The sequence below is a fragment of the Paraburkholderia bryophila genome (assembly GCF_003269035.1).
In the GTDB taxonomy this organism is placed as follows: domain Bacteria; phylum Pseudomonadota; class Gammaproteobacteria; order Burkholderiales; family Burkholderiaceae; genus Paraburkholderia; species Paraburkholderia bryophila.
In genome coordinates, this window is record NZ_QLTK01000019.1 from 111,020 (window position 1) to 125,322 (window position 14,303).

The 14,303-nt window shown below is 65.2% G+C and carries 13 protein-coding genes; 11 read left to right on the forward strand and 2 right to left on the reverse strand.

From position 1 onward, the window contains the following. Window positions 1–129 precede the first annotated feature (129 nt). Window positions 130–1,320 carry a M20 aminoacylase family protein gene (locus BX591_RS24205; protein ID WP_111933832.1) on the forward strand — a complete coding sequence of 397 codons (1,191 nt, stop codon included), beginning with the start codon at window positions 130–132 and terminating at the stop codon, window positions 1,318–1,320. A 112-nt stretch (window positions 1,321–1,432) separates the two neighbouring features. Next, window positions 1,433–2,764 carry an MFS transporter gene (locus BX591_RS24210; protein ID WP_244147034.1) on the forward strand — a complete coding sequence of 444 codons (1,332 nt, stop codon included), beginning with the start codon at window positions 1,433–1,435 and terminating at the stop codon, window positions 2,762–2,764. 82 nt (window positions 2,765–2,846) lie between these two features. On the opposite strand, the gene BX591_RS24215 is transcribed toward BX591_RS24210, so the two are convergent. After that, window positions 2,847–3,671, reverse strand: a complete 825-nt coding sequence (locus BX591_RS24215) for an IclR family transcriptional regulator (RefSeq protein WP_035556040.1) — start codon at window positions 3,669–3,671, stop codon at window positions 2,847–2,849. A 250-nt stretch (window positions 3,672–3,921) separates the two neighbouring features. On the opposite strand from BX591_RS24215, the gene otnK reads away from it, so the two are divergent. From otnK to BX591_RS24245, 6 genes are all read left to right on the forward strand, one after another. Beyond that, entirely contained in the window at window positions 3,922–5,247 is a 1,326-nt protein-coding gene (otnK, locus tag BX591_RS24220; protein WP_111933833.1) for a 3-oxo-tetronate kinase, read from the forward strand. Next, window positions 5,244–5,906 carry a 3-oxo-tetronate 4-phosphate decarboxylase gene (gene otnC / locus BX591_RS24225; protein ID WP_111933834.1) on the forward strand — a complete coding sequence of 221 codons (663 nt, stop codon included), beginning with the start codon at window positions 5,244–5,246 and terminating at the stop codon, window positions 5,904–5,906. The genes otnK and otnC overlap by 4 nt, the downstream gene beginning before the upstream one ends. A gap of 62 nt (window positions 5,907–5,968) precedes the next feature. Then, entirely contained in the window at window positions 5,969–6,760 is a 792-nt protein-coding gene (gene otnI, locus BX591_RS24230) for a 2-oxo-tetronate isomerase (protein WP_111933835.1), read from the forward strand. A gap of 45 nt (window positions 6,761–6,805) precedes the next feature. Then, entirely contained in the window at window positions 6,806–7,786 is a 981-nt protein-coding gene (gene denD, locus BX591_RS24235) for a D-erythronate dehydrogenase (protein WP_111933836.1), read from the forward strand. 238 nt (window positions 7,787–8,024) lie between these two features. After that, window positions 8,025–9,227 carry a 3-oxoadipyl-CoA thiolase gene (gene pcaF / locus BX591_RS24240; protein WP_111933837.1) on the forward strand — a complete coding sequence of 401 codons (1,203 nt, stop codon included), beginning with the start codon at window positions 8,025–8,027 and terminating at the stop codon, window positions 9,225–9,227. 437 nt (window positions 9,228–9,664) lie between these two features. After that, entirely contained in the window at window positions 9,665–10,249 is a 585-nt protein-coding gene (locus BX591_RS24245; protein WP_111933838.1) for a hypothetical protein, read from the forward strand. An 88-nt stretch (window positions 10,250–10,337) separates the two neighbouring features. Here BX591_RS24245 and BX591_RS24250 read toward each other — a convergent pair whose 3' ends face one another. Continuing rightward, entirely contained in the window at window positions 10,338–11,309 is a 972-nt protein-coding gene (locus tag BX591_RS24250; protein WP_111933839.1) for a DUF535 family protein, read from the reverse strand. A 190-nt stretch (window positions 11,310–11,499) separates the two neighbouring features. Here BX591_RS24250 and BX591_RS24255 point away from each other — a divergent pair, with 190 nt between their 5' ends. From BX591_RS24255 to BX591_RS24265, 3 genes are all read left to right on the forward strand, one after another. Beyond that, entirely contained in the window at window positions 11,500–12,204 is a 705-nt protein-coding gene (locus BX591_RS24255) for a response regulator (RefSeq protein WP_111933840.1), read from the forward strand. A 138-nt stretch (window positions 12,205–12,342) separates the two neighbouring features. Then, the gene (locus BX591_RS24260) at window positions 12,343–13,143 is read left to right on the forward strand and encodes an alpha/beta hydrolase (RefSeq protein WP_111933841.1); all 801 of its coding nucleotides are present in this window, start codon (window positions 12,343–12,345) and stop codon (window positions 13,141–13,143) included. Window positions 13,144–13,156: 13 nt separating this feature from the next. Continuing rightward, window positions 13,157–14,284 carry an ATP-binding protein gene (locus BX591_RS24265; protein ID WP_111933842.1) on the forward strand — a complete coding sequence of 376 codons (1,128 nt, stop codon included), beginning with the start codon at window positions 13,157–13,159 and terminating at the stop codon, window positions 14,282–14,284. Window positions 14,285–14,303 lie beyond the last annotated feature (19 nt).

The following is a 14,303-nucleotide window of genomic DNA, read 5'->3' on the forward strand; positions in this document are numbered from 1 at the left end:
GGTAATCCCCGTGATAAGGCGTGTTAATCGGGGTGAAAAAAACAGCATCTTATTCGAACAAAACGGCGTGGCTATAGTGCTCGCCTGTTAGCCGCCTTTCATGCGGCCTGAATTCATGGAGCGATAACGATGAGCGAAGCCGCGCGTTTTACCGAAGTGTCCGATCTGGCGCCCGCCGCCGAAAGCCTGCGCGAGATCCGTCATCACATTCACCATCACCCGGAACTGGCTTACGAAGAGCTGCAAACCGGTGCTCTGGTGGCAGAAAAACTGGAGCAGTGGGGCTGGCAGGTCACGCGCGGGGTCGGCCAGACCGGCGTGGTAGGCACGCTGACGGTGGGCGACGGCACGCGCCGCATCGGCATTCGCGCCGACATGGACGCGCTGCCGATCATCGAGGAAACCGGCCTGCCGTATGCGAGCGGCACGCACGGCAAGATGCACGCGTGCGGTCACGACGGCCACACGACCATGCTGCTCGGCGCCGCGCAACGCCTTGCCGAGACCCGCAATTTCTCGGGCACCGTGCATCTGTACTTTCAGCCGGCGGAGGAAAGCGGCATCGACAGCGGCGCGCTGAAAATGATCAACGACGGCCTGTTCGAGCGCTTTCCGTGCGACGCCGTGTTCGGCGTGCACAACCATCCGGGCGCGGAGCCGGGCGTGCTGCTGTTCCGCAAGGGGCCGTTCATGTCGGCGGGCGACAAGGCGATCATCACGATCGAAGGCGTCGGCGGTCACGCGGCGCGTCCGCATCTGACGGTGGATCCGGTGGTGATTGCAGCGAGCATCGTGATGGCGTTGCAGACGATCGTCGCGCGTAACGTCGATCCGTCGCAGCCGGCGGTGGTGACGGTCGGCTCGATGCATGCGGGCACCGCGAACAACGTGATTTCGAGCAGCGCGAAGCTGGAGCTGAGCGTGCGATCGTTCAGCCCGGAAGTCCGCGCGCTGCTGAAAAAGCGCATTACCGAACTCGCCGAAAGCCAGGCCGCGAGTTATGGCGGCAAGGCCGTGGTGCAGTACATCGAAGGCTATCCGGTGGTGGTCAACTCGGACGCGGAAACGGACTTCGCCGTGCAGGTGGCGCGCGAACTGGTCGGCGACGACAAGGTGGTCGCGCAGACGGACATGCTGATGGGTAGCGAAGACTTTGCGTTCATGCTGCAGCAACGGCCGGGGACGTTCCTGCGGATCGGCAACGGCGCGGGCGAAGACGGCTGCATGGTGCACAACCCGCACTACGACTTCAACGACCGCAATCTGCCGGTCGGCGCGGCGTTCTGGACGCGGCTGGTGGAGCGCTACCTGGGGCAGTGAACGGGCCGGCGAGCGGGCTGCTTGCATCGGCCTCGCTCGCGGACCTCGCAGACTAGCTCGAGCCACCCGCGCCATATCTCGCCCGACAACATAACGACAGGATGACCACGCGATGAACGCCACCAAGGACGTCCCTCTGGGACACGGCACGACCGCCGCCGCGAGCCATCCGGACGGCACCACCCGCACCGCGAGCCGTGGCGCGATCGCCGCGGCGGTGATCGGCAACTGGCTCGAGTTCTTCGATTTCACCGTGTACGGCTTCTTTGCGGTGATTATCGGCAAGCTGTATTTCCCGTCGGCGGATGCGACCACGTCGCTGCTGCTGTCGGTGGCGACGTTCGCGGCGGGCTTCATCACGCGGCCGCTCGGCAGCGTGATGCTCGGCGTGTACGCGGACCGCAAGGGCCGCAAGGCCGCGCTGAACCTGACCATCTTGCTGATGGCGGCGAGCACCGGCCTGATCGCGATCGTGCCGACCTATGCGCGGATCGGCCTGGCCGCGCCGCTGCTGATCGTGCTGGCGCGTCTCGTGCAAGGCTTCTCGCAAGGCGGTGAGTTCGGCGCGGCGACCTCCACGCTGCTCGAACAGGGTGGCGGCGCGCGGCGCGGGTTTCGCGCCAGTTGGCAACTGGCCACCCAAGGCGGCGCGGCGCTGATGGGGTCCGGCATCGCGGCGGGACTGTCGGCGGCGTTGCCGAAAGAGTCGCTGGAAAGCTGGGGCTGGCGCATTCCGTTTCTGATCGGCGTGCTGATCGCGCCGGTCGGCATGTATCTGCGCCGCCGTCTCGCCGACGACGCCACCGGCGCGCACGGCCACGCGATCGAGCGCGGCGTGCTGCACGAGCTGTTCACCGAGCACGTGCGCACCCTGGTGTTAATCACGCTGACGGTGATGGGCGGTACCGTCTCTACCTACATCCTGACCTTCTACATGCCGACTTACGCGATCCACACGCTCGGCTTGCCGATGTCGCTGTCCATGCTGGTGGGCGTGGCGTCGGGCTTCGTGATGCTGGTGATGTGTCCGGTGTTCGGCATGCTGTCGGACCGGATCGGCAGCCGCAAGTGGCCGATTCTGATCGGACGGGGCGTGCTGGTGCTGCTGCTGTTTCCGGCCTTCATGCTGATCAACCGCTTTCCACACCTGCCCGTGATCATGTCGCTGACGGCGCTGATGCTGCTGTTCTATTCGATGGGCTCGGCGTCGGAATTCGCGCTGATGTGCGAGTCGTTCCCGCGCCGTGTGCGGGCGACGGGGATTTCGATCGCGTATGCGCTGAGCGTGTGCGTGTTCGGCGGCACCGCGCAACTGGTCGCGACGTGGCTGATCAAGCTGACCGGCAGCAAATTGGCGCCGGCCGGTTATGTGGCCACGTGCGTGGTGGTGTCGCTGATCGCGGTGGCGATGCTGAAGGAGACGGCGGATAAGCCGATCGATTGAGGCTTGAGCTGAAGTTGACGCTGAAGCAAAGGCCGAAGCTGAAAAAGCGAGGGCGCGCGGCAAACGCGCGTTCCCGGTACGGTCATCCGCGCCGCGCCACCATCTCCGACACGGTTTGCGCGGCCTGCTGCAAGGGCTCCAGAAACGCCTTTACCATCTGCTTGGCCGAATTACGCTGGGCGTTGCCGCTGATATTCATCGCCGCGATCACGCGCCCCTGGCGATTGCGGATCGGCGCGGACAGCGAAATCAGTCCGCCTTCCAGTTCCTGATCGACGATCGCCCACCCCTGGCGGCGCACCTGCGCGATCAGTTTCTTCAGCTCTTCCTTGTCGGTGACCGTGCGCGGCGTGTGGGCGTAGAGCGGCGCGGAGCTTAGTGTGGCTTCGAGCGCGTCGTCGTCGAGCGCGGCCAGTAGCACGCGGCCCATCGACGTGCAATACGCCGGCAAGCGGCTGCCGATCGACAGGTTGATGGTCATGATCTTGTGCGTCGGCACACGCAGCACATAGACGATCTCGGTGCGATCGAGCACGGCCGCCGAGCAGCTCTCATGCACTTGCGCGGACAGCCCTTCCATGACCGGCTCGGCGAGATTCCAGAACGGCATCGAGGTCAGATACGCGAAGCCGAGGTCGAGGATCTTCGGCGTGAGGCGGAACAGGCGGCCTTCGGCTTCCACATAGCCGAGCGTCTGCAGGGTCAGCAGAATCCGCCGCGCGCCGGCGCGCGTCAGGCCGGTGGCGGTGGCGACGTCGGTGAGTGTCTGTTCCGGGCGCGTGGCGTTGAACGCGCGAATCACCGCGAGGCCTCGGGCGAACGACTGCACATACGAGTCGCCCGGTTTGTCCGGGGCCGGATCGGCGCTGGCAGGAACGGCGGAAGACGGCGGCAGGGCTTGGCTCATGGACCTTGAAGGATGCGTTCGGGAAAGCGCGGGCAAGCGCACCGCGCAAAGCCGTGACGATAGCTTAAGCCTTCTGTTTCGCCAACTTCGCGCTGGTTTCGCGCAAAAATCCCAGGGTTAGCGTGGATGCTCCCGGCAGACGGACTTTGTATGATGACCCGACGACTTGATCCATCGGGGTACCGATGTTCGACAGGATCTTCCCCGGCAAACCACCTGCCGCGCGCGAAGTCAGCCCGGAGCCCCCGCCATGACCGCCACTTCACGCCGCGCGCTGCTCGGCTGCATCGCCGACGACTTCACCGGCGCCACCGATCTCGCCAGCATGCTGGTGCGCGGCGGCATGCGCACCGTGCAAAGCATCGGCGTACCGGCATCGGCTGAATCGGCCGACACCTTCGCGGCCGACGCGCTGGTGGTCGCGCTGAAATCGCGCACGATTGCCGCCGCCGACGCGGTCGCGCAATCGCTCGCCGCGCTCGACTGGTTGCGCGCGCAAGGATGCCGTCAGTTCCTTTTCAAATACTGCTCGACCTTCGATTCGACCGACGCCGGCAATATCGGGCCAGTCACGGACGCGTTGCTGGACGCGTTGTCCGCCCAAGGCGGCGCGGGCGCATTGACGATCGCCTGCCCGGCGTTTCCCGAGAACGGCCGCACGATCTTTCGTGGCCATCTGTTTGTGGGCGATACGCTGCTCAACGCGTCGGGCATGGAAAACCATCCGCTCACGCCGATGCGCGACGCCAACCTGGTCAATGTGCTGCAACGGCAGACCCGCTCGCAAGTCGGTCTGGTGCGTTACGACACCGTCGCGAAAGGCGTGGCGGCCGTGCGCGACGCGTTCGACGCGTTGCGCGGGCAGGGCGTGCGCATCGCGATCGCCGACGCGTTGTCCGACGCCGACCTGTACACGCTCGGCGCCGCGTGCGCCGAGTTGCCGTTGATCACGGGCGGTTCGGGCATCGCGCTAGGCTTGCCGGGTAATTTTCGCGAGGCGGGCTTGCTCGACGAGCATACCGACGCTGCCCAGTTGCCGCGCGTGGAAGGGTTGTCGGCGGTACTGGCCGGCAGCGCGTCGAAAGCGACCAACGCGCAGGTGGCGGCATGGCGCGAGACGCGGCCCGCGTTTCGGGTCGATCCGCTCGCGGTGGCGCGCAGCGAGGCGGTGGTCGAGCAGGCGTTGGCCTTCGCCCAACCCTATCTGGCACGCGCCGAGCCCGTGTTGATCTACGCCACCGCCACGCCCGACGAAGTCAAAACCGTGCAGCGCGAACTCGGCGTCAATCAGGCGGGGCATCTGGTCGAGGCCACGCTGGCGTCGATCGCACGCGGTTTGCGCGAGCGTGGCGTGCGCAAGTTCGTGGTGGCGGGCGGCGAAACGTCGGGCGCGGTCGTGCAGGCGCTCGACGTGCGCACGCTGCGCATCGGCGCGCAAATCGATCCCGGCGTACCGGCCACCGTCGCGACAGCGGCCGGTTCCGAACCGCTCGCGCTCGCGCTGAAATCCGGCAACTTCGGCACGACCGATTTTTTCGCCAAAGCGTTGCGTCATCTCGACGGAGTCGCGTCGTGACCGGCGCGCCCGCTCTGCTCGTCACGAACGAAGCCCGCGTACGCGAGGAAATCTGCCTGACCGGCGCGAGTCTGTACCAGCGCGGCTACACGGTCGGCACGGCCGGCAACATCAGCGCGCGGCTCGACGACGGCTGGCTGATCACGCCGACCGACGCCTGTCTCGGCCGGCTCGATCCGGCCGACATCGCCAAGGTCGATCTGGACGGTCACGCCGTGTCGGGCGGCCAGCCGTCGAAGACACTGGCGCTACATCGCGGTATCTATGCCCGCAACGGCGAGGCACGCGGCATCGTGCATACGCATTCGACGCATCTGGTCGCGTTGACACTGGCGGGCGTCTGGAGCGAGGCCGACGTGCTGCCGCCGATCACCCCGTACTACGTGATGAAGGTAGGCCACGTACCGCTGATACGCTACCGTAGGCCGGGCGATCCGCTCGTGGCGGAGCAGATCGCCGCGCTGGCCGATCGGGTTCGCGCGGTGCTGCTCGAACGGCTCGGTCCGGTGGTGTGGGAGCGCTCCGTCGCGCAGGCCGCGTATGCGCTCGAGGAACTCGAAGAGACCGCGCGCCTGTGGCTGATGACGAACCCGCGGCCGGCGCCCTTAAGCGAAGCGGCGCTCGATGAACTGCGCGCGGTGTTTGGCGCGCGTTGGTAGCGGGTGGCGCGTGCGGCCTTAACGCGCGCCCCGAATCCCCCTGTTTCCCCGGAGTTTCTGTCATGCCCCGTTTCGCCGCGAACCTGACGATGATGTACAACGAACACGCGTTCCTCGACCGCTTCGCCGCAGCCGCGAAAGACGGCTTCGACGCGGTCGAGTTCCTGTTCCCCTACGACTTCCGCGCCGACGAGATCAAGGCGCGGCTCGACGCCCACGGTCTGACCCAGGCGCTCTTCAACGCGCCGCCCGGCGACTGGGCGGCCGGCGAGCGTGGCCTCGCGTCGCTGCCGGGCCGTGAGGACGAATTTCGCCGAGGCATCGACACGGCGCTCGACTACGCGCGCGTTATCGGCAATCGCAAGCTGCATGTGATGGCCGGCCTGATCGGCGCCGATCAGCCGCGCGCGCGGCATCGCGACGTGTATCTGCGCAACCTCGCCTATGCCGCGCAGGCGGCGCAAGCCGAAGGCATCCTGATCGTGATCGAGCCGATCAACCTGCGCGATATGCCGGGCTTCTTCCTGAACCGCCAGGACGACGCGCAGGCGATGTGCGCGGAAGTGGGCGCGCCGAATCTGAAGGTGCAGTTCGACTGTTACCACTGCCAGATCGTGGAAGGCGACCTCGCGGTGAAACTCAAGCGCGACATGGCCGGCATCGGCCACATTCAGATCGCGGGCGTGCCGGAGCGCCACGAGCCCGATAGCGGCGAACTGAACTACCCGTATCTGCTGGCGTTGATCGACTCGCTCGGTTACGACGGCTACATCGGCTGCGAATACCGGCCGCGCGCGGGGACGTCGGCGGGGCTCGGCTGGCTTAAACCGTATCTCGACGCCGCCGCCCGCTAACCGCGCTTGAACGACGACGCACCCGACGCAAAAGGACAACCGATCATGAAGGTTCTGATTACCGGCGGCGCCGGTTTTCTCGGTCAGCGGCTCGCCCGTGAACTGCTGGCGCGCGGTACGTTGAAAGACCCGCAAGGCGTGCCGCAAGCGTTCACCGAACTGGTGCTGCTCGACGTCGCGCGCGGCGACGATTTCGGCGATCCGCGCGTGCGCACGGAAGTGGGCGACATCGCCGAGCGCAGCGTGCTCGAACGTGCGATCGACGAGGAAACCACGGTGATCTTCCATCTGGCGGCGATCGTCAGCGGTCAGGCCGAAGCGGATTTCGACCTCGGCATGCGCATCAATCTGGACGCGCCGCGCCTGCTGCTGGAAATCTGCCGGCAGCGCGGGCACCGGCCGCGCGTGGTGTTCACGAGTTCGGTGGCGGTGTATGGCGGCGAACTGCCCGAAGTCGTGCAGAACGACACCGCGTTGAACCCGCAGTCGTCGTACGGTGCGCAGAAGGCGATCGCGGAGTTGCTGCTCAACGATTATGCGCGGCGTGGTTTCGTCGACGGCCGGGTGTTGCGGCTGCCGACCATCAGCGTGCGGCCGGGCAAGCCGAATGCGGCGGCGTCATCGTTTGCGAGCGGCATCATTCGCGAGCCGTTGAACGGCGAAATGGCCGTATGCCCGGTCGCGGGCTCGACGCGCCTGTGGCTGCTGTCGCCGCGCAAGGCGATCGAGAGCCTGATCGCCGGGCTCGAACTCGACGCCGCCGCGCTCGGCAACCAGCGCGTGCTGAATCTGCCGGGGATTTCGGTGAGCGTCGACGAGATGGTCGCGGCGCTGCGCGAGGTCGCGGGCGACGCGGTCGCCGAACGGATCGTGTGGGAACCGGACGCGCGGGTGGAGAAGATCGTCGGCAGTTGGCCGGGCCGGTGGGATACGTCGCGCGCCGAACGGCTGGGCTTGAGCGCCGAGTCCAGTTTCGCCGAGGTGATCCGCGGCTATATCGCCGACGAACGCATCGCGATCCGCTGAAGCGTTCCATGAGCCTCGTGCGAGCGGCGCCGAAGCGGGTGCCGCTTGAGGAGCGCGTCAATTGCATCAATCGTCCGATCCTTCCGAAGACTAGCGTTACTCGCCGCGCATTCTCCGGCGCGGGACGGCCCGCGCTTGACACGGTTTCGGCCACGCGCCTATTATCGAGGCTGATTGTTCGATATATGACCTTGTGTTCGTATAAAGAACAAATTGCACATCGACTGGAGACATTCCCATGACCGAAGCATTCCTGTGCGACGCGATTCGCACTCCCATTGGCCGCTATGCGGGTTCGCTGTCGTCGGTGCGCGCCGACGATCTGGGCGCGGTGCCGCTCAAAGCGCTGATGGAGCGCAACCAGCAGGTCGACTGGAACGCGGTCGACGACGTGATCTACGGCTGCGCGAACCAGGCGGGCGAAGACAACCGCAACGTCGCGCGCATGTCGCTGCTGCTGGCCGGCTTGCCGAAAGACGTGCCGGGTTCCACGGTGAATCGCCTGTGCGGTTCGGGCATGGATGCGGTGGGGATCGCCGCACGCGCGATCAAGTCGGGCGAGGCGGCGTTGATGCTGGCGGGCGGCGTCGAAAGCATGAGCCGCGCGCCGTTCGTGATGGGCAAGGCGACCAGCGCATTCTCGCGCCAGGCCGATATCTTCGACACGACGATCGGCTGGCGTTTCGTCAATCCGTTGATGAAGCAGCTCTATGGCGTCGACTCGATGCCGGAAACCGGCGAAAACGTCGCGACGGATTACGGGATCAGCCGCGCCGATCAGGACGCGTTCGCGCTGCGCAGTCAGCAGAAAGCGGCTCGCGCACAACGCGACGGCACGCTCGCGCAGGAAATCGTCGGCGTGACGATCGCGCAGAAGAAGGGCGATCCGCTCACGGTGTCGCAGGACGAGCATCCGCGCGAGACCAGTCTGGAAACGCTCGCGAAACTCAAAGGCGTGGTGCGGCCGGACGGCACGGTCACGGCGGGCAACGCGTCGGGCGTGAATGATGGCGCGGCGGCGCTGCTGCTCGCGAACGAGGAAACGGCCCGGCGCTTCGGCCTCACGCCGCGTGCCCGTGTGCTTGGCATCGCGACGGCCGGCGTCGCGCCGCGCGTCATGGGCATCGGCCCGGCGCCGGCCACGCAAAAGCTGCTGGCGCGATTGAACATGCGCCTCGATCAATTCGACGTGATCGAGTTGAACGAGGCGTTTGCGTCGCAGGGACTCGCCGTGCTGCGCGCACTCGGTGTCGCCGACGACGACGCCCGCGTGAATCCGAACGGCGGCGCGATCGCGCTCGGCCATCCGCTGGGGATGAGCGGCGCGCGTCTGGTGACCACCGCGATGTATCAACTGCAGCGCACGCAAGGCCGCTTCGCGCTGTGCACGATGTGTATCGGCGTCGGCCAGGGCATCGCGATCGCGATTGAACGCGTGTGATGGAGACGGGTCGCATGACGCGTGCCGCTTATCGAATGGCGCCCTGATTCGCGCTTAAAGCCGATTTCTTTTTTGAATTCGAAGGCGCGTCATTCCATTCGCTTTTCCTGCAATGTCTGTGCAGTATGTATTTAATGCTGGCTGGGTATTTCGGTTCGTGTCGAATAGGAATGAACGGAACCGGATAAAGCGTCGTGGCGACCCGGCAGGGGCTGCGGCGCGCCATTTCAGCCTTGCGCTTTCTAGCGCGCCGATTTGAAAGCCGATATTCAAACAATTGCGGCTTCCCGTCGGGCATGTACTATCATTCGCGCTGTACCTTTTTTAAATTGTCGTTCTAAAAAACCGGTATTGATGGCGTTATCAATCGGCATGTCAGTATGGCTATGTCGAATCGCCGTTACGCCAGATCGACCAATTTCTCGAGGAGAGCGCAGATGAAGGCAGCCTTGGCCCTAACCCTATCGGCAGCAGCGTTCACGGTCGCGACGCTCGCGGCGAATCAACCGGCGGCGGCGCAGGACGCCATGGCCAGCGCCGCGCAGGGTATCGTCAGCGCGGTGCAGCCGGTGCATGTGAAGGCGAAGATCGTCGGCATCGATCCGGGCAGCCGCACACTCACGCTTCAAGGTCCGGGCGGCAACGCGGTCGTCGTGCTGGTCAGCCAGCAGGTGGCCGGCTTCGATCAACTGAAAGTCGGCGACCGGGTCGACGTGCTCTACAAAAACGCGTTGCTCGTGAAGGCCGATAAGGTCACCGGCAAAGACAATGGAATTCGCAAGCGTGTCGACACGCAGGTCTACGAGCCGGCCTCGGGCGGCTTCGAGGCGGCGCGTCAGATCGAAGTGCTCGCCACCGTGCAGAAGATCGACCACAAGCACCGCCTCGTCACGTTGCGCGGCGCGTATCAGAGGCAAACGCTCGAAGTCGGCCCGGACGTCGATCTGAAAGGCGTCAAGGTGGGCGACACGATCCACGCGGTGTTCGTGTCGGCAGCGGCCGTGCAGGTGACGCCGCAATAAGCGGCGAAAAACGCGGCGCAAAACACTGTGCAGGAAGCTGTGCGCGGCGCAAGAAGCTGTGCAGGAAGCGTCGCAATCGGCGCGCGTTTCAGCGCGCCCTACTGGTCGCGACGCTCATCCGGATCTGCGCGGTGAGCGCGGTTCTCAATGCATAGCGCTTGCGTTTCAACGCATTGCCGGTATCGGTGCCTTGATGCTCGGCCAGATAGCGCAACGGCGGCGCCAGCACGAACCAGCCGTTCCAGCGTGCGAGTGCGCCGCATTCGAGCGACAGGCCGTCATAGTCGGCGGCCACACGGCGTTTGCGCAGGCAGTAGCGCCAGTTCGCGTAGATGTGCGCCTGCTTCGAGACGATGAACGTGCCGCCCGCGTTCAGCGACGCCGCGATGCATTGCGCCAGGTAGATCACCAGCACCTTGGGCCTCAGTCCATGCCAGCGTTTGGTCAGCGCGCGAAACAGCTCGCGTCCGTTGACCGTGCGGTCCGGGCCCTGCACCGAGCCGATGCACAGGCGCGGCCGCCGCACCTTGCCGCCGAGATACGCGAGGCTGAAGGTACAGGACACGACGCGCTGGTCACGACCATCGCGAATGCACAAGGTCCAGTCGCCTTCCTTCTGAAACTGTTCGATCGACTCCAGCGACACATACCAGCGCTCCCCGCCGATCGTGAACGACGCGATCTCCGCCGAGCCGGTGGCGGCGATCCGCGCGGCGAGTAGCGGCACGCGCTGCTGGGTCAGCGCATGATGATCGAGGCTGGCCGCAAGGCGCTCGCGCGGACTGAAACGGCTGTGCAGGAACGGCCGGTGCATCCGTTCGAGCGCGGTGGGATGACGTTGCACCAGGTCGCGCAACGGTGAAATCGCGCAGCGCTTCAGCCAGACCTGGGTGGCACGCCATGACACCAGCGAGCGCAGCCACAGGCGCGCGCGCCGCCAACGGTGAAACAGACTGGTGCCGGGGTAAAGTGCGTGCGCGGCCTGCTGAATCGCCGCGAAAGAAGCGTGGACTCGCGCGAACCACGGCGCGCGCGCAGTCTGATTGGAACCCGTCGTCATGGCAACTCCTTGGCCTATTTCAACCGGGGCGATGCTAGCGGCGCGTTTCAGGCGGCCTTGTCGAATTGGTTACGCATTTGTCGAGTTTTGTAGCGTATGTCGCATGATGTAGGGCGCATCAGCTATGCTGTGCGTCGGACGCGGCCTCCGACGCCGCCCCTCATCCCGTCAGCCTTGAACGATTCGCCCCATGCCCTTCCGGATACTGCTTGTCGAAGACGATGACCGCCTGTCCGAACTGGTCGCCGCCTATCTGCGCAAACACGAGTACGAAGTCGAAACCGTGCTGCACGGCAACGACGCCGTACCGGCCATTCTCAAGCGCCGTCCCGACCTGGTGATTCTCGACGTCAATCTGCCGGGCAAGGACGGTTTCCAGATTTGCCGTGAAGCGCGCGAGCAATTCGACGGCGTCATCATCATGGTGACCGCGCGCGACGAACAGTTCGACGAAGTGCTGGGCCTCGAATTCGGCGCCGACGATTACGTGCACAAACCGGTCGAACCGCGCGTATTGCTCGCGCGCATCAAGGCGCAACTGCGCCGTGTCACCGCGCGTCCGCCCGAATCGGCCCAGCCCGAGGGCTACGTGTTCGGCAAGTTCGAGATCAACCGCGCGAGCCGCTCGGTCAAGCTGCCGGACGGGAGCCTGCCCGATCTGACGTCGGCGGAATTCGATCTGCTGTGGGCGCTGGTCAGTTGCGCGGGGGAAGTGGTCAGCCGCGACGAGCTGATGCGGCAGTTGCGTGGCATCGAATTCGACGGTCTGGACCGGACGATCGACGGCGGCATCTCCAAGCTGCGCCGCAAGCTGCATGACGACGCCAGCACGCCGCAGCGCATCAAGACCGTGCGCGGCAAAGGCTATCAATTCAGCAAGCTGGCGTGGGACTAGCACAGCGGCGCGGCCGGCGGCATCCCGTAATTCACGGAAATTTGACGCGACAAAAATCCACAGTCGCCTGAGCAATTCGACAGTCGCGCAAGCCTCGCGCGACTAGGATCGCAGACTTGTCCTTCGACCGGTTTCGCGATGTCTGCATCCGTCTCTTCTCTTTCCCGCCATGCCGTGCTGATGATTCACGGCCTGGGCGGTACACGTCATGATTTCGGCACGCTCGACCGCAAGTTCGAGCAGATCGGCTGCGACGTGCATCTGCCGTCGCTGCCGGGGCACGGCTCGAATCCCGACGCGTTGAGCGGCGTGACGCTGAACGACTACATGAAATTGCTGAGCCGCACGTATCGCGAACTGTTGACGCGCTACGAGCGTGTCGACGTGGCCGGCATTTCGATGGGCGCGTTGCTCGCGGTGATGCTGAGCGCGCGCGAACGGATGACGAACGGCCGTTTGATCCTGCTGTCGCCGCCGGTGTTCCTCGACGGTTGGGGCGGCTCGCGCCTGCAGCCGCTGCGCTATCTGCTGTATTGCGTGCCGGGGTTGCGGCATCTGATTCGCGTGCCGGAAGGCGAGCCGTTCGGTATCAAGAACGCGCGGATTCGCAACCTGATCCGCCGGCATTTGCAGAAGGGCAGCGGCGTTCATTATCCGTACGTGCCGCTGTCGGCGATCGAACAGGTCGACTGGATGCGCTTCGCGGCGAAGCGCGCGATGCGGCGCGTCACCTGCGAGACGCTGGTGATGCATTCGGAAGAAGACGAAGTGACCAGCATCCGCTCGGCGGAGTTCGTCTGCGACAATCTCGGCAGCCGTTCGGTGACGCTGGTGCGCTTGACCGACAGCTACCACATGATCACACTGGATAACGAACGCGATACGGTAGCGCGGCAAACCATGGCGTTCGTTCAAAGGGCGCCCATGCTGGCGCCGTAGCACAGAGAGAAAGATGCCACATCGAGCGGAGCCCAAAAAACTCAATCCCTACCGCTATTGCAAGTGGCGTTTGCTTCGTTTCCGCCGCTCGTGGACGGACACCCGGGCCGATCGAATTCCGAGCTGGTCGCGTCTCTATGTGCGGGTCTACACGCGTCTGCTGACACTCACCGTACTCGTGCTGGCGTTTTCGATCACGACACTTGGGCTGGCGCTCGACAGCACGCCCTCGCTCTGGCAAACCTTGCTGCATAGCCGGGTGTTGCTGCCTATCCTCATCGTCACGCTGGTGCTGCCGGCTATTACGACCTACCGCTGGATGCGCCCCGTCTGGCTGGATCTGGTGATGGTGCGCGAACGCGCAATCGATTTCACCGGCGGTCGCTTCAACACGCGTGCGCGTGAGTCGTACAGCGTGATCATCGGCCCGCTGGCGCGCACGCTGAACGCGCTGGCCGAACGCATGGAACGCCTGATCGCCGCGCAGCGCGAACTCACCAACGGCATCTCTCACGAACTGCGCACGCCGCTGGCGCGCGTGCGCTTCGCGCTGGAGAGCCTGCGCGAACCGGCTTCCGCGGCCGAATATCACGGCGCGTTGACGAGCATCGACCAGGACGTCACGGAGCTCGACGAACTGATCGACATGAGCCTGACTTACGCTCGCCTCGAATACAGCTCGCTGCAATCGAACCTCGAAGCGACCTCGCTGGCGGCCTGGTTCGACAGTCAGATCACCGACGCGACCTTGCTCTACGCGGACAAGCAGATCGTCCCGCACAAGGACATCGACGTCGCGTTGCGGGTGGTGATGGACAAGCGGCTGATGTCGTACGCCATGCGCAATCTGCTGCGCAATGCGAGCAAATACGCGCAGTCGCGCATCATGGTCGGTCTGAGCGCGCGGCACGGCAACGTGGAGATCTACGTGGAAGACGACGGCGCCGGCATACCGCCCGAGGAGCGCGCGCGCATTTTCAATGCCTTCGTGCGGCTCGACCGTCAGACCGGCGGCTACGGCCTGGGGCTCGCGATCACGCAACAGGTGCTGCGCGCGCATCATGGCCGCATCGCCGTGACGGATCCGGCGACCCTGGGCGGTGCGCGCTTCGAATTGAGCTGGCCGGTCGGCACCGAGTGAGACCGTAGCGCGGGCCGCG